15 protein-coding genes are annotated in these 15,743 nt (G+C 64.7%); 8 read left to right on the top strand and 7 right to left on the bottom strand.

Features of this window, described 5'->3' with window-relative positions; translation table 11 throughout:
• Positions 1-52: 52 nt before the first annotated feature.
• Positions 53-2,434, bottom strand: a complete 2,382-nt coding sequence (locus ACVENA_RS21625) for a TonB-dependent receptor (RefSeq protein ID WP_449327018.1) — start codon at positions 2,432-2,434, stop codon at positions 53-55.
• A 388-nt stretch (positions 2,435-2,822) separates the two neighbouring features.
• On the opposite strand from ACVENA_RS21625, the gene ACVENA_RS21620 reads away from it, so the two are divergent.
• The 4 genes from ACVENA_RS21620 to ACVENA_RS21605 are packed head-to-tail and all read left to right on the top strand — an operon-like array spanning position 2,823 to position 5,208.
• Complete coding sequence (locus ACVENA_RS21620; protein ID WP_449327017.1) at positions 2,823-4,019, top strand: aromatic ring-hydroxylating oxygenase subunit alpha; 1,197 nt, start codon at positions 2,823-2,825, stop codon at positions 4,017-4,019.
• A 14-nt stretch (positions 4,020-4,033) separates the two neighbouring features.
• A complete protein-coding gene (locus ACVENA_RS21615; protein ID WP_449327016.1) occupies positions 4,034-4,405 on the top strand; it encodes a hypothetical protein in 372 nt (123 codons plus the stop codon).
• A 24-nt stretch (positions 4,406-4,429) separates the two neighbouring features.
• The gene (locus ACVENA_RS21610) at positions 4,430-4,906 is read left to right on the top strand and encodes a nuclear transport factor 2 family protein (protein ID WP_449327015.1); all 477 of its coding nucleotides are present in this window, start codon (positions 4,430-4,432) and stop codon (positions 4,904-4,906) included.
• Positions 4,906-5,208 carry a non-heme iron oxygenase ferredoxin subunit gene (locus tag ACVENA_RS21605; protein WP_449328980.1) on the top strand — a complete coding sequence of 101 codons (303 nt, stop codon included), beginning with the start codon at positions 4,906-4,908 and terminating at the stop codon, positions 5,206-5,208. Before ACVENA_RS21610 ends, ACVENA_RS21605 begins: the two co-directional genes overlap by 1 nt.
• 44 nt (positions 5,209-5,252) lie before the next feature.
• Here the strand turns inward: ACVENA_RS21605 and ACVENA_RS21600 are convergent, their stop codons facing one another.
• Positions 5,253-6,203, bottom strand: a complete 951-nt coding sequence (locus ACVENA_RS21600; protein ID WP_449327014.1) for an AraC family transcriptional regulator — start codon at positions 6,201-6,203, stop codon at positions 5,253-5,255.
• Between the two features lie 77 nt (positions 6,204-6,280).
• Positions 6,281-7,060 carry an aspartate/glutamate racemase family protein gene (locus ACVENA_RS21595; protein ID WP_449327013.1) on the bottom strand — a complete coding sequence of 260 codons (780 nt, stop codon included), beginning with the start codon at positions 7,058-7,060 and terminating at the stop codon, positions 6,281-6,283.
• Between the two features lie 273 nt (positions 7,061-7,333).
• Between ACVENA_RS21595 and ACVENA_RS21590 the strand changes: the two genes are divergently transcribed.
• From ACVENA_RS21590 to ACVENA_RS21580, 3 genes are read left to right on the top strand one after another with little or no spacing between them, the layout of a single operon-like run.
• Entirely contained in the window at positions 7,334-7,702 is a 369-nt protein-coding gene (locus ACVENA_RS21590; RefSeq protein ID WP_449327012.1) for a hypothetical protein, read from the top strand.
• A complete protein-coding gene (locus tag ACVENA_RS21585; protein WP_449327011.1) occupies positions 7,699-8,895 on the top strand; it encodes an aromatic ring-hydroxylating oxygenase subunit alpha in 1,197 nt (398 codons plus the stop codon). The genes ACVENA_RS21590 and ACVENA_RS21585 overlap by 4 nt, the downstream gene beginning before the upstream one ends.
• A gap of 19 nt (positions 8,896-8,914) precedes the next feature.
• On the top strand, positions 8,915-10,150 hold the full coding sequence (locus ACVENA_RS21580) for an NAD(P)/FAD-dependent oxidoreductase (protein WP_449327010.1): 1,236 nt from the start codon (positions 8,915-8,917) through the stop codon (positions 10,148-10,150).
• On the opposite strand, the gene ACVENA_RS21575 is transcribed toward ACVENA_RS21580, so the two are convergent.
• From ACVENA_RS21575 to ACVENA_RS21560, 4 genes are all read right to left on the bottom strand, one after another.
• Positions 10,143-11,063, bottom strand: coding sequence for a LysR family transcriptional regulator (locus ACVENA_RS21575; protein ID WP_449327009.1), 921 nt, complete (start codon positions 11,061-11,063; stop codon positions 10,143-10,145). The two genes, ACVENA_RS21580 and ACVENA_RS21575, sit on opposite strands and share 8 nt — an antisense overlap.
• Positions 11,064-11,115: 52 nt before the next feature.
• Positions 11,116-12,072 carry an AraC family transcriptional regulator gene (locus ACVENA_RS21570; RefSeq protein WP_449327008.1) on the bottom strand — a complete coding sequence of 319 codons (957 nt, stop codon included), beginning with the start codon at positions 12,070-12,072 and terminating at the stop codon, positions 11,116-11,118.
• 202 nt (positions 12,073-12,274) lie between these two features.
• Positions 12,275-13,066, bottom strand: a complete 792-nt coding sequence (locus ACVENA_RS21565) for an SDR family oxidoreductase (protein WP_449327007.1) — start codon at positions 13,064-13,066, stop codon at positions 12,275-12,277.
• Positions 13,063-15,486, bottom strand: coding sequence for a TonB-dependent receptor (locus tag ACVENA_RS21560; protein ID WP_449327006.1), 2,424 nt, complete (start codon positions 15,484-15,486; stop codon positions 13,063-13,065). The genes ACVENA_RS21565 and ACVENA_RS21560 overlap by 4 nt, the downstream gene beginning before the upstream one ends.
• On the opposite strand from ACVENA_RS21560, the gene ACVENA_RS21555 reads away from it, so the two are divergent.
• The gene (locus ACVENA_RS21555) at positions 15,485-15,610 is read left to right on the top strand and encodes a hypothetical protein (RefSeq protein ID WP_449327005.1); all 126 of its coding nucleotides are present in this window, start codon (positions 15,485-15,487) and stop codon (positions 15,608-15,610) included. The two genes, ACVENA_RS21560 and ACVENA_RS21555, sit on opposite strands and share 2 nt — an antisense overlap.
• Positions 15,611-15,743 lie beyond the last annotated feature (133 nt).

Genomic DNA, 15,743 nt, shown 5'->3' with positions numbered 1-15,743 from the left:
AAACATCCCGTTCGCGGCGGGCGAACCCGAAAGGGCCGCCCGCCGCCTCTCCCTAGAATTTATAGCCCGCGCTCAGATACCATTCGCGCGGACGCCCATAGACGCCTTCGAAGATGCCGCCGAAGGAGTCGGCGTAACCCGAGCCGAGGTAGACTTCCTTGGTGATATTCTTGACGCCGAGATTGACCGACCAGCGCTCGCCTTCATCGGTATAGCCGATCGACGCGTTGAGCAGGTGATAGCCGTCCTGCACCAATTGCGGCGTGTTCACCGCGTCATTGTAAACGCGCGAGCGATAGGACCAGTCGACCCGCGGCGTCAGCGTTCCCGAACCGCCGAGGTCGAAGGCATAGGAAACACCCGCGCTGAGCGTCCATTTCGGCGCATTCTGCAGATGGGTATCGGTGCTGACACCCGCGTTGAGCGCGCGGATATCGACCTGGCGATATTTGGCATCGAGATAGCCAAGACCCGCCTCGATCCGCAGCGCATCGGTCGGACGCGCCTGGAGTTCGAGCTCGACGCCCTTGATGCGTGCCTTCGCCGCATTCTGGATGATCGGCGCGAAGCCCAGGGTCGGATCGTTCACCGTGATCTGCAGATTGTTGTAATTGTTGAGGAACACCGCGGCGTTCAACCGCACCTTGCGATCGAGCAGGTCGGTCTTGATCCCCGCTTCATAGGTTTCGCTGGTTTCCGGCTTGAACGACGGAATGAAGGCGAAGGGCGGGAAGACGCGCTGAGTGAAGCCGCCGCCCTTGAAGCCCTTCGAATAGGACAGATAGGTCAGCACCTCGGGGCTCCAGCGATAGGACAGGCTGGCCATCGGGGTCCACGCGCGGTCCTTGATCGTCGACGTCTGGCCGAGCGGCCCCATCAGCGGATCGCCGTCCTGCAGCCCCGAACCGTCCGGGTTGAACGGCGCGCCGGTCAGGAAGCCCGCCTCGACCACATATTGATTGGCGTTGCCGAAGGTCTTCTGGTCCTGGGTCCAGCGGATGCCGGCGGTGAGGTTGAGATCGGGAACGATCTCGTATGTCGCCTGGCCAAAGACCGCATAGCTTTTGCCGTCGAGCACCGCGCCGCTCAGGAACACCGCGTCAATGATGTTGACGAGATCGCGGTGGTTACCGCTTTCGTTGGAGTAGTAAGCACCGATGAGCCAGTTCAGGCGCTTGTCGAACGCCTCGCCGCCGAGCTGCAACTCCTGGCTGAACTGATCCTGTTTCCAGTCGCTGTTGGTCTGGATGATCGTCGCCGGGCTATGGTCCGAATCGCGGGTCCAGAAGCCCGTCACCTTGCGATAGGCGGTGATCGACTTGAAGGTAACGCTGTCCGACACGTTCCAGCTCAGCACGCCCGACACGCCCCAGATATTGAGGTCCGACGCCGACTGGTATGGGCGGCGGCTGGTCGTGTTGAAGACGTTGGAGATAGTCGTGAACGTGCCGCCATGACGATAGGGCGCGAGTGCCCACTGGCTGTTGAAGCAGCGCTGGTCAGTAAAGCGCGCCGGGTTCGTCGGATCGGCGCAGATCGCGCCCGCGCCCGAATAGGCGGCATTCCAGGTCGCCGCGGCGGGCGCATTCTCGTCCTGCGCGATGAGGACGTTGGGCGCAGATTCCTCGCGGGCGCGGGTGCCGTCGACCGCAATGTCGATAGTGACGTCGCTCGACGGTTCGAGGCGCAGCGCGAAGCGGCCCGCGAGTTGGTTGGTGTCGCCAAGATCCGGCGCGCCCGTGACGACGCCCTTCACATAGCCGTCGCGGCGATGGAAGAAGCCGGAGAAGCTGGTGTAAACGCCTTCGGCGAGCGGAATGTCGATCGATGCCTTGACCTGCGCCCGCTCATAGCTGCCGGTGGTCAGGTCGATGCTACCCGTCAGGACATCGCCGGGCTTTTTGGTCGTGACGCTCACCGCACCGCCGATCGTGTTGCGCCCGAACAGCGTGCCCTGCGGCCCGCGCAGCACCTCGATCCGCTCGACGTTCAGCACGTCGAGCACATTGCCCACGCCGCGCGAAATATAGACGCCGTCGAGGTAGAGGCCGACGCCGGGATCGGCGGAAAGCTGATAGTCGTTCTGCCCAATCCCGCGGATGAAGATCGCGGCGGTCGCGTTGCTCGCCGATACCGGAACCGAGCTGTTGAACTTCACGTTCGGCGTGAAGTCGCCGATCTGCGTCACATTGTCGAGCCCGCGCGAAGCGATGGCGTCGCCCGACACCGCCGAGATCGCGATCGGCGTATCCTGCAGCGATTCCTCGCGGCGGCGAGCGGTGACGACGATATCCTCGATGCCGCCTTCCGAGCGCGCTTCGGCGGCCGCCGGTGCTTCCTGCGCCATGGCCGCGGGGGCCGCCGCGAACAGCCCGGCCAGCGAAACGCCGGCCAGCAGCCCCGTTCGCCAGCAACTTGCTGCTCCGGTCCGCATGTTTGTCTTGATGCAACGCATAATGCCTGTCCCCTTTTCCAGATCAGGCCAACCGCCGTGCCTCGTGGTCATGCTGCCGGCCGATGTCTGTTCCTCTGCTTCGGCGGGATCATCGACGCCCCACCGTTGCACATAAAAGACGCCGGATCGGATCTTTCCGCTAGCCTGATCCCGCTGCCGCCATCCCCTCGCTGCGGAAGACTGTGCAGAAAATGCACCTGCCGGAAGCGCGCCTCTCCGCGCCCTTGCAGCTTTGCTGCGCGTGCAGGCTAACGCCCTCAGGGGTGGGCTAGCGGTCGCGAACCACCCCGCTCACTATAAAAAGATCGACGGACCGAGGGGACTGCCTCGTCCGGCCCGGCATATCTATCGTCAAAGGGAGTGGACCATGTCCGAGACCGCGCATCGCTGGATGGAACAATATCCGGAGCTTGGCTCCGGCCCGATCTCCACCGAGCCCTATATTTCCCCCGAATGGTACGAGCGGGAAAAGGAAAAGATCTTCCGCAAGGTGTGGCTGTGCGTCGGCCGCGAAAACGAAATCCCGAAGGTCGGCGACTACAAGGTCAAGCGCGTCGCCGCCGCCGACACGTCGGTGATCCTGATCCGCGGCAAGGACGGCAAGGTCCGCGCCTTTCACAACGCCTGCGCGCATCGCGGCAACACGGTCGTCAACGAAATCGGGGAAGAAACCTTCGGCCGCAGCAAGGCCGCGATCGTCACCTGCCGCTTCCACGGCTGGGTCTATGACGCCGAGGGCAGTCTGAAGCAGGTGCCGAGCGAGCAGCGTTTCTACGACTGTTTCTCGAAGGAGAAGAATGGTCTGACCCCGGTCCATCTCGACATCTGGGAAGGCTTTCTGTTCATCAACGTCGCCGAAAATCCGGAAACCAGCCTGACCGAATATCTGGGCGAATATGCCACCCATTTCGCGGGCTATCCGTTCCACGAACTCGATTACGGCTTCACCTATTACACGCGCCTCGACTGCAACTGGAAGGTCGCACACGACGCCTTTGCCGAGGCCTATCATGTCGACACGATCCACGCGGGGTCGTTCCCCAACGTCTTCTCGACCGGCCTTCAGAATGTGAAGCTGATGGGGCCGCATCGCAGCTGCGCGGTGTGCCTGACGCTGAACGCGAAGCCGACGCCGGTCGCCGGCATCGCCAATGCGCTGGCCGGCGCGTCGCTGGTGTCGCAGCGCGGCGAAACGATGCTGCCGCCGACGATCAACCCCGACAAGCGCGAGGATTTCGCGTTCGAGCTCAGCGTGCTGTTCCCGAACACGCTGATCCATGTATCCGAGGGCATCTGGTTCACTCACCAGTTCTGGCCGACCGCCTACAACAAGACACTGTGGGAAGGCCGCTATTATGTGAAGGCGCCGCAAACCAACGCCGAGCGCTGGGCGACCGAACATGCGATGATCCTGCAGCGCAACGCCTGGCTTGAGGACACGGCGACGATGGAGGACACGCAGCGCGCGATGCAATCGCGGGCGAAGCGCGAACAGCATCTGCAGGACGATGAAATCCTGATCCGCCACTCGACCGTCGTGGTCGACCAGTTCGTCAACGCGTGAAGGGGAAAGAGGCCATGACCAACATCACCCTGCCCGCGGATTTCGCCGACCTCACGCCCTTCCTGAGCTGGGCCCTGCCCGGCGCCGACGCGCGCCAGACGCGGCGCCGGACCGCGAGCCGCGAAGAGCTGAAGGCCTTCTACGACGCGACCCTGCCGCGGATCGAGGCGATCCTGAAGCGCGTCGACGACTATCCGCTCGGCGGCCTGCCCGAAGAGCTGCGTCCGCTCTATCATCTCGCGCTGTCACTCGCCGAGATCGCGCCGCATATCGAGCTGTACGGGGGTGCCCCGGGCGTGCCCTACGCATTCGAGGAAACCCGCTTCGTCGCCGTCCACGGGGATCAGGACACCGCATTGGGGTTGCCCCCCGCTGCGGCGGCCTGACTCTCCGGGGCGGACGTCGCGACCATGTCGCTGGAGCAAAGACTGGAGGCGCTCGAAGCGCGCGCGGCGATCACCGATCTGGTTGCCCGCTACGCGCTCGGCGCCGACCGCCGGAACGATCCCGCGATCATGGGCCCGCTGTTCGCGGCCGACGCCACGTGGTCGGCGGAAGGCTTCGCCGCGCTCGATGGACGCGACGCGATCGCCGCGGGCCTCGCCGCCATCGCGGCGGAGAAGATATTGTGGTCGATCCACTTTATGGTCGCCCCGGTCATCGTCCTGTCGGACGATTGCCATAGCGGGACATGCCAATGGTATCTTTGGGAGCTCTGCACGATGCAGACCGATCAGGGACCGCAGGATCAGTGGCTCGGCGGTTGGTACGACGCCACCGTAACAAGGACGGAAGAAGGATGGAGATTGCAAACGGTAATATTGGACATCCGGGTCCAGGGGGACATTGCCCCCGCGCTCTCCTTCAAGAAGCCGGCGGGCGCGTGATGGAGCGGCTGTGCGCGTCCGCCGACATCGCCGAGGGCGAAGTGCTGCAAGTCGATCTTGGCGACGGACGCGTCCTCGCGGTCTATCGCCTCGACGGCGACGTGTTCGCCACCGACGACGTCTGCTCGCACGGCGATGCGTCGCTGGCCGACGGCGAAATCGAAAACGGGCAGATCGTCTGCCCCTACCATCTCGGCAGCTTCGACATCCGCACCGGCGAACCGACCGCCGCACCCTGCTCGATCGCGATCCGCACCTATCGCGTCACCGAACGCGACGGCGAAGTCGTCCTCACCTCCTGAACACCCCAAAGGGTCCGGCCCGCCGATAGTGGCGGGCCGCTCGATCACATGGCGCGGAGCGTCTCCGACGGCCGTTCGCCATAGCGTTCGAAATAGTCGCGCGCGAACTTGCTGAGATGGGTGAAACCGCAGGAAAGCGCGACGCCAGTCACAGAGACGCCGCTGTCCGCGCCCGCCTGAAGCGCCGTGCGCGCCAGCGCCAGCCGATGGTTCTTGAGATAGCCCATCGGCGTCGCATCGCGGAAGCGGCGGAACCCGGCGTGGAGCGAACGGGCGCTGACGCCCGACACCTCGATCAGTTCCGCAAGGCCGATCGGTTCCTCGGCATGGGCGCGGACATATTCCTCGACCCGCCGCACATAATAGGGAGCGGGCCCCGAAACCGATCCGTTGAACAGGTCGCTATGATTGTGCGGCACCGCGGCCAGCAACAACCGCTTCAGGCTGTCCTCGATCGAGCCGCAGGTGCGCGGGTGGCTGTAGCCCGGCAGGCCAAGGTCGATGTCGTCGCAGACCGTCCGCACCATATGGGCAAAGGATGCCGCCGCGCCCTCCAGCCGGACCGGCTTGGGCGAAAAATGCAGCTCGCCGGGCCGGAACCCCAATTCCTGCATCAGCACGGTTTCGAGATCGCTCTTGGGTATCTTGACGGTGAAATGCTTGTAGCCTTCGTCGAACACCTGACGGATGCGCGAGTTGGAACCCAGCACGCACATTTCGCCCTGTTCGAGGATGAAACTGTCGTTGCCCTGGCTGATCTCGGCCCGGCCGGCGAGCGAGAATTGCACCAGATAGAGCTGCTCCATCGGCGGGATCGCCACAACGACGCGGCCATAGGGATTGCCATAGTCGGTCGCGTTGAAAGTCAGCGACCGCAACGGCGCCTGATTGTGCCGGAACGTGATCGGCGGCACGCCGCCTTCGATATATAAATCATGCTGGCAGAACATCGCGCTCATATGCTCGTGCACCGCATCGATGTCGGTGCTCTGCAACTTCGGGCAGCTCGAAAGCGGGAGCGCGGAACCGTTCCACGCATCCGGGCTGGGCATCGGCCACGAACCGGGATTCATCATGACAGGCAGTCCTCCTCTTTCGGGTGAGACAGCGCCTCCCCGAACCGAAATGCGGTGTCATTCAGGCCTCGCGGCGACTGATATGCCCGCTTGCTGTGGCTGAGCCCCAGATCCAGAAGTGTCTCGCAGGTCTTGAACGCGATCAAGCCCGGATTCAGGACGGGCACGTCGAGCCGGTCCTGCAGGAACAGATGCGATTGATGCATGGTCGTCGAGCCGAGCACCAGCACGTCGGCGCCGTCGACCTCGATCGCCGCGCGCGCCGCGTCGAGCAGCTTGGGAAAGACACTGTCCTCCTTGCCCGACAGCAGCTCGGCGGTGTCAGGCGCGACGCCGATCGTGCGGATCGACGCGAGGCGGTGCGAAAGCCCGGCTTCCCCAAGTACCTTGTCATACAGCCAGCGCCACCGGTCCCACATGCTGAGGATCGAAAAGCGGCGCCCGAGTTGGCTCGCGAGATGATAGGTCGGAGCCGCAGTACCCAGCACGGGGATCGACAGGCGCGATCGCAGCGCCGCGACGCCTGAGTCGCTCATCGAGTTGACGCAGACGGCGGCAAATCCCTCGTCTTCGGCGCGCAGCCCGGCGTCGAGGCAGAAGGCGTCGGCCATCACGCCTTCATAGAGCGAATCAAGTGCCGTCCCGCCGCGCGCCGCGCAGCAAAATTCGACCGACAAATCAGGGCGTAGCAAATGCGCAGGGAACTGGGCGGCGAAGCCGTCCAGCGCCTCCGGCGGAACCGGCACAGGCACAATCATCTTGATCCGTCTGGCCATCACGATACTCCGCAGGCATGATAGGGGTGCGACACGAACCTTTCGATCGCACGCCACGGGCACTTGCGATCTGCCAAGGTGACGCTGTCAGCGGGCCAGAGTCAAATACCGATTGGCGTCGACTTCATACCCGGTGAGTATGGAAAAAGCCGATTGCGCTCCACGTCCGCCGCATCGGCGAATCCCGCCGTTTTAGCGCAGCGGCTGCGGCCACGGGATAGCTTGCCCGCGCGTTCCCCGCGACACTTCCCGACATCTTGTTGGGAGACCGAGATGCCTTCTTCGCTACCGGACGGATTTGCCGATCTCGAACAATGGATCGACTGGGCGCAGCCGACCGAACTGCTGCGCAACCGCAAGCGGTGGTCGGCAACCATGGAGGAAAGTCGGGCCTTCTACGACGTGATGCAAGAGCGGTGCGGCGATGCGCTGAGCTATCTCGACCAGTATCCGCTGGCCGCGCTCGACGCGCGGCAGGAAAAGCTGCTCCACCTGTGCCTTGCGCTCGCCGAGGTGGCGATCACCGTCGAGATGTATGGCGAGCCGCAGCCCAAATATGTCTTTCCCATCGATCGCTTCTTTCCCGTCCACGACAGCTGGGCGCTTGGGGCGAACGGGCCGGCCGCAGGAGGTGCACGATGAGCGTTACGGAAATGGCGGGGCGCTTCACCGCGCGCTATCCCGAAGAGGGGACCGATCCGATCCCCGTCGAGCGCTACACCAGCGAAGCCTATTTCGAGCAGGAAAAGACCGCGGTCTTCCGGCGGAAATGGCTGAACGTCGGCCATGTCCTCCAGGCGCCGCGCCCCGGCGACTATTTCGTCGTGCAATTGCAGGTCGCCGACACCGGCGTCCTTGTCGTGCATGGCAAGGACGGCGTGATCCGCGCCTTCCACAATATGTGCTCGCATCGCGGCGCCCCCGTGGCGTGGGACGCGCAGGGCCATTGCCGCGGGTTCCTGACCTGCCGGTTCCACGGCTGGGTCTATGACACGACAGGCAAGCTGGTGCATGTCAGCGATGCCGAGAATTTCCCGAGCGTCGAAGCGGCCGACAGCGGCCTGGCGAAAATCCATTGCGACGTCTGGAAAGGTTTCATCTTCATCAATCTGGCCGCCGACCCCGAAGAGACGCTCGCCGAGCATCTGGCGCCGGTGGCAGAGCATATCGGACGCTATGATTTTGCAGGGTTCGAGCCCGCCTTTTCCTACCGGATCGACGAAAATGTGAACTGGAAGACGCTGCAGGAGGCGCAGCTCGAAGGCTGGCACCTGCCCTATCTCCACGAAAAGACGCTGGCGCGCGCGGTCAAGATCGACGGGCGCCAATATCGGCACAGCGCGATCGAGCTTTACGGCCTGCACGGCGTGCTCGGCTCGCCGCCGCCCGACAGCTTCACCCCGCCGCCGACCGCCGCGCTCGCCAGCCGGTTCGGGACCGGCACGGTGCAGGCTTTCGGGTCGAAGGCAGACACGGGCGCCGACGGGTATCAGTTTCGCGGCTCGTTCGACTTCTGGCACATCTTTCCCAATTTCTTCATCGGGCTACTCGACGGCCTGTTCTTCACCTTCAACATCTGGCCGGTCGCGACCGACCGGAGCATCTGGGAAATCAAGGGCTATTCGCCACCGGCGACGACCGCCGGCCAGCTCTTCGCGCGCGAATATTCGAAGATCGGTCTGCGCGACCCGATGATGGAGGATTGCTACACGCACGAACTGATGGCGGCGCAGCTCAAATCGGGCGCCAAGCAGGTGATCCATTTCCAGGACGAGGAACTGCTCGTCCGCCATCTCGGCAACGGCGTCGAACGCTGCATCCGCGGCCTTGCCTGACAGATAAGACGGACAATCGATGACAGAGCATTACGACGTTGCGATCGTCGGCGCCGGCCACGCCGGGGCCCACGCCGCGATCACGCTGCGCAGCCGCGGCTTCACCGGTTCGATCGTGCTGATCGGCGAGGAAGCGATGCTGCCCTATGATCGCCCCTCGCTGTCGAAGGCCTATATGCTGGGATCGATCGGCATCGAGCAGATCTTGCTGCGCGACGCTTCCTATTGGGCCGAGCACAAGATCGACGTCGCGCTGGGCGTCACCGCCGATCGCCTCGACACCGCTGCCTCGACCCTGCAGCTCGGCGACGGACGCACGATCGGCTTCGGCCACTGCATCCTCGCGACCGGCGGCAGCGTGCGGACATTGTCGTGCCCCGGCGCCGACCTGCCCGGCATCCATAGCGTCCGCTCGATCGCCGACGCCGATGCGATCCGCGCCGCGCTGCGCCCGGGCATGAGGGTGGCGATCGTCGGCGCGGGCTATGTCGGGCTGGAGGCGGCCGCGGTGCTGCGCGAACTCGATCATCCGGTCACGGTGGTCGAGGCGCAGGACCGCGCCCTCGCGCGCGTCACGGGGCCCGGGCTTGCCGGCTTCGTAGAGCGCAAGCACCGCTCGCACGGCGTCGAATTCCGTTTCGGCCAGCAGGTTATCGCGATCGAGGGCGACGGGCGGGTCGAAGCGGTGGTGCTACAATCGGGCGAGCGGCTGTCCGCCGACCTGGTCATCGCCGGCATCGGGATCGCCGCGCGGAGCGAACTCGCAGAGGCTGCGGGCCTTGCTTGCGACGGCGGCGTCATCGTCGATCAATGCGGCCGCGCCTCGGGTACGTCGGTCTTCGCCATCGGCGACTGCGCACGCCATCCGAACAGTTTCGCGGGCGGTCTGTGGCGGCTGGAATCGGTGCAACATGCAACCGGATCGGCGGAAGTCGCCGCCGATGCGATCATGAACAGTCCGCGCTGCTATGATGCGCTGCCGACCTTCTGGTCCGATCAGTATGACATGCGCATCCAGTCGGCGGGCATCCTGCGCGGAACGTGCGAGGCAGTGGTGCGCGGTGACATGGCGAGCGGATCCTTCTCGATCTTCTATCTGCAGCACGGCGCCGTGATCGCGCTCGACGCAGTCAATTGCCCCAAGGATTTCATGGGCGGTCGCTCGCTCGTCCAGGATCGAGCGCGCGTCGATGTGGCGCAGCTCGCCGACACGAGCATCCCCACCCGCCAAATCGCCAAGCAGCTGATCAACTGACCGGAGCGGGGCCGTCGTCCTGATCGGTCTGATACACCGCTCGGCTGATCTCGACGAGGCATTGCAGCTCCGACGAGGAATCGCTTGCGCGGTGGCTCAGGATGATCGGCGAGATCGCGTCGGCCGCCGCGACCTGTCGGAACACCAGGTCGGGACGTGCCATGATCTGCGCCGACGCAGGGACGATCGACACGCCGGCACCCGCCGCGACCATGCCGAGCGCGGCCTGCAACTCGCGCACCTCGTGACGGTGATGCAGCGTCAGCCCATGATCCTCGAACAGCGACAGCACCTGGTCGGCGTAGCTCGGACGAAAGGGCCGCGGATAAAGAATCATCGACTGGTCGGCGAGCTGGTCGAGGCCCAGCGCCGCTTCCTGCTCCGCCAGCGCATGGTCGGCGGGCAGCGCCGCGACCAGCGGCTCCTTCGTCAGCACGATACGCCGCAATCCCTCGTCATCGACCCGCAGGCGACCAAAGCCGACATCGATGCGCCCCTCGCGCAGCGCCGCCGCCTGTTCGAGCGAGCCCATTTCGAGCAGCGAGATCGTCACCCCCTCCCCCATGCGCGCGCGAAACTCGCGAATGACCTGCGGCAACCGCCCGCACAGGATCGATCCGACGAAACCGATGATGCAATGGCGCGTCGCGGTGCCGAAATAGCGCGACATCATCCCGCGCACCTGGTCGAACCCAGCCAGCGCCTGCACGGCGTGCTGGTAGAGCAGGCGCCCCTCCTCGGTCAGCCGCAGCGGGCGCGTCGTCCGATCGAACAGATCGGCGCCGATTTCGGTTTCCAGTTGCCGGATCTGGCGGCTGAGCGGCGGCTGCGCGATGTTCAGCACCTCTGCGGCGCGCGAAAAGTTCCGTTCCTGCGCCACGGCGACGAAATAGCGCAGATGCCGAAGTTCCATCGATTACCTCAAGAAGACAGGTGTGAGCCGCAATGTGTTGCGCGAACGCCGCCTAGCTATGCGACCGCAGCGTTTCGGAAGGCAGTTCTCCATAGGCCTGCCGATACTGCCCGGCAAAGCGTCCGAACTGAAAAAAGCCCCAGCGGCAGGCGATGTTCGTGACCGTCTCGCCCTCCTGCGCGCTCAGCAGGTCGCGGCGCACCCGCTCGAGCCGGATCGAGCGCGCATAGGCCATCGGCGACAGCCCGCGGAAGCGGCGGAAACCGTCGAAGAGCGCGCGGGCGCTTACTCCGCCGACCTCGACAAGCTCTTCGAGCGTGATCGGCCGGGCGGCATTGTCGGCGATGAAGCGTTCGACGCGCCGCACATGCTGCGGCGCGATGCGCCCCTGTTGCGGCTGAAGCTGGTCGATATAGTTGCTCGGCTGCGTTTCGAGCAGCTTGACGATCAGCAGCGTTTCCAGATGCGCGATGCTGGCCTGCGCCCTCCGCGCCTCAGCGTGACTCAATTCGTCGAGCAGCAACGCGACATAGCTCCACCACGACAGCCGGTCGGCGGGGACATCCATCTCCGGCGCGAAGCGCAGCGGCTCGCGGACCCCGCGCCCGGTCATCAGCGCGACCTGGCGATCGATAGCCTCCGTCGCGATCTGCACCACGAGTTGCGAACAATCCGCCGACCACCGCATCCGGTCGAGTTCGATCGTGCTCGCGACGACGGCGCGGCCGGAGTGGCACTGCATCGACTGGCGGCCCAGCCCGATATCGGCGGCGCCGCGCAGCGGCAGCATCAGCAGGATGAAACCCTGATCCTCGACACCCGATATCTGCACTTCGGTACCATAGGACATGGCGCCCACGCCGACCTGCGACAGGCGCTTGTGGTTAAGCCACGCGCCCAGCCTGCCGGTCCGGTCGCCGATCGAAAGATGATGGGGGCAATAGGTACGTGCGACATGGTCGCGCGTCTGGTCCAGATCGTCGGATTCGAAAACGCAGTGATTGTCCATCAACTGCCGACCGGCTGGCCCCTGTTCCGCAAGGCCTCCGATCATGATCCCGCCCGGTCCCATAGCCTCCCCCTGCATGGATTTCAGCTTAATGGAGGAGCTTCCCTTTCCCGTGTCGGCAAGTCAAGCACCGGCCTGCCCGCTGCCCGCCTTTTGCTTCCGGCACGGGTCAGGCGCTGCACTTTCGGGTCAGTCGCGCGGGTCAGTCCACCAGCGCGCCGATCGCTTGCCCCGCCTGCTCCGGCCCCAGCGCCAGATAACCGCCGTCAACGGGCAGTTCGGCCCCGGTCATGAACGACGCGGCATCGGAACAGAGGAACAGCACCGCGCGCGCGACCTCTTCGGCGTCGGCGATCCGGCCCGCCATGTGAAAGGGCGCGCCGACGCGGTCGGCCTTCGCCCGGTCGCCACCGCTCAGCGAGGCGATGACGTTCGACCAGGTCCAGCCGGGCGCGACCGAATTCACGCGCACCCCGTACAGCGCGAATTCAAGCGCCTGCGATCGCGTGAGCTGGGCGACGGCCGCCTTGGCGGCGGGATAGACGAACCGTCCCGCCTGCGCACGATGCGCGCTGATGCTCGAAAAATTGACGATCGCACCCTTGCGTTCGATCAGGTGCGGCGCCGCCTTCTGCGCGAACACCGCCGCGCCGACGAGCGAGATGTCGAGCGCGCGCAACCAGTCGGCGCGCGCGGTCTGCAGGCCGTCGTCGATATAGGATGTCGTGACGTTGATCAGGAAGTCGACACCGCCGAAAGCGGCGACCGCGCGACCCAGGCAATGATCGATATCGGCATCGGCGGTGATGTCGGTCCGCACGAACAGCGCGCGCGAGCCGAGTTGCTCCACCGCCGCCGCGCCGCCCTCCGCATCGATGTCGGCGATCACAATCTGTGCGCCCGCCTCGACGAAGGCGGCAGCGGTCGCGCGGCCAATCAGGGTCGCGCCGCCCGCGAGGATCGCGGTGCGGCCATCGAACGGGCGCCCGCTCACAGCTTCCACCGCAGCGCGACGCTCCATTCGCGGCCGCGCGCGAACATCTGTTCGTAGAGGCCGAAGGAGCTGCCATAGACGCCGGTCAAGCTGTACTTCTTGTTCGCGATATTGCTGACGCCCGCAACGATGCTGAGCGTCTCGCCGGGAAAATCATAGGTCAGGTTCGCGTTGAACAGGCTGTATCCCGGTTGGTAAAGCTGCGGCGAATTGAGCGCGTCCATGTACATGCCCGACCGGTACGACCAGTCGCCGCGCGCGGTGAAAGCACTGCCGTCGGACAGGCTGACGCTCTTCGAAACCGAAGCGCTCAACGTCCATTTCGCGATGCGCTCGAAGCGGGAGTCCAGGCCGATTTCGGTGGCCGCGGGATCGATCCTGGTGAATTCGGGATCGAGATAGCCAAGGCTGCCTTCGATGAACCAGCCGCCTCCCGGCGACAGCCGCGCTTCCAGTTCGGCGCCCTTGATTTCGGCCTCGGCGGCATTTTTGGTGACCGGGGCGATGCCGGTGAACACCTGCACCTGCAAATTGTCGTAGCGCGTATAGAAAAGCGCGCCGTTCAGTGTTAGCGCGCGGTCGAACAGGCTCGATTTGAACCCCAGTTCATAAGCCGTCGCCTTTTCCGACGAGAATTGCGGCGTCGCGGCGAGCGGCGGGAACACCCGCTGCACGAAGCCGCCGCTCTTGAACCCCTGCGAGAAGGAACCATAGAGCATGACGTCGGGCGTCACATGCCAGGCCAGGTTGACCATCGGCGTGAAGGCATCCTCGCTCTGACGGACGCGGACGAAGGGAAGGACGCGTGTCTGCGGCGTGTTGGGGCTGCCCGCGATCAGCGCGCCTCCCGTCTTGTCGACCAATATCTCCTGATCGGGCAGGAAGGATTTGCGGTCGTCGGTATAGCGCAGGCCGGCGGTCAGATCGACCGTGGGCACGATCGTCCATGTCGCCTGCGCAAAGGCGGCATAGCTTTTGGTCTGGAACCGGCCGCCCGAACGGAAGGTCACCGGCGTAAAGTCCAGACTGTTGATATTGTTCCCCTTCTCGTCGAAATAATAGAGGCCGACGACATATTTGAGCCGGTCTCCGAGTGCCTCGCCGAGCAACTGGAACTCCTGGCTGAACTGCCGCTGCTTCAATATGTCCTGCAGGTGCAGGATGGTCAGCGAGCTATGGTCGCCATCGCGGGCATAGCTGCCGTCGATCTTGCGATAGGCGGTGATCGACTTGAGCTGAACGCCCCCCAGGTGCCAGTCGATCGTTCCCTGCGCGCCCCAGGTGTCGTTCTTCGAATATTGCGGCGCGGTTCCCGCATCGGCCGTGTTGCCAACCAGAAAGCGGTTCGAGAAACAGGCCGGGGCGTCGCTCGCCTGCGGATCATAGGGATTGAAGCCGACGCACGGCTGCCCACCCAGAAAGGCGGCGAAATAATTGTTGAGCAGGGTGAAATTATCGACCGGCGCGTCGAACGGCGGATTGAGCACATAGAAACCCGGCGTTGCCGGGCTGCCGGGGGGCAGGATCGGCAGATTGCCGGGATTGAACACGCCCGATTGATAGGTCACCCCGGTCAGCACCAGCGCCGGGCCGTTCGAACGGTCGCGGGTTCCCTCGACCGCCAGATTAACCTCGACGCTGTCGCTCGGCACCCAGCGCAGGTCCAGCCGCCCGGTCAGCGTGTTCACATTGCCGAGGTCGCGGCCGTCGACCAGATGGGTCACATAGCCATCGCGGCGAAAGCTGGCGGCCGAAATCTTGGAAAACAGCGTGTCGCTGATCGGCAGATTGGCCGACATCTTGGCGTCCAGGCGGTCATCGCTGCCCACCAGCAACTGGCCGCTCATCGAACGTTCGTCATCGGGCTTGCGCGTCGTGATGCTCAGCGCACCGCCGATGGTGTTGCGACCGAACAGCGTCCCCTGCGGTCCGCGCAGGATTTCGACGCGCTCGACATCGACAAGGTCGAGCAGCGCGCCGACCGAGCGCGCGACATAGACGCCGTCGACATAGACGCCGACACCGGGCTCGGTCGTGGGCAGGAACTCCTTCTGCCCGATACCGCGAATATAGATGGCGGCCGACGAGCCCGCGCCGCCGAAGCTTGGGTTGTTCTGGAAGGTCATGTTCGGCGTGAAGGTCGCAACGCCGTCAATCTTCTCGATGCCTCGCGCCTCGATGGATTCGCCGCTGAAGGCCGAGATCGCGATCGGGATGTCCTGCGCGCGCTCCTCGCGTTTGCGCGCGGTCACCACTATATCGCCGCCCATCGCATCGGCCCGCGTTCCATCCCCTCCGGCAGCATCTTGCGGGGCTGCAGCGTCGTCCTGCTGCGCCGCGGCGGGCGTCGTCAGCATGGCGGCGGCGAACAGCGCCGGAACTGCGGCACCGAGCCGCCAGAAAGAAGGAATGCGTGTCATGATAGTCCCCTTGGCCGGTCATCGCCCCGCCTTTTCGGCGGCGGCTCGGCACGACAATCGGTCGGACGGACGCTCCGCGATATTCGCCAACTGCATCGATTATGCGGACATTGCCGATTTCTGACCGCCGCGAGCACGGCAAACCGCGGCTGAGCGACGCCGTCGGATCAGAATAATGCGATTAGGGAACAGCCTCGGCATTTCCGGCATAGGCCGCCGCGGCCGTCCTTTCCTAACCCTGCCGACAGGAAATCGTC

It is taken from the genome of Sphingopyxis sp. 550A (assembly GCF_053569535.1).
Note: the sequence above shows the minus strand (reverse complement) of the source record. Positions and strands in the feature narration are given on the sequence as shown.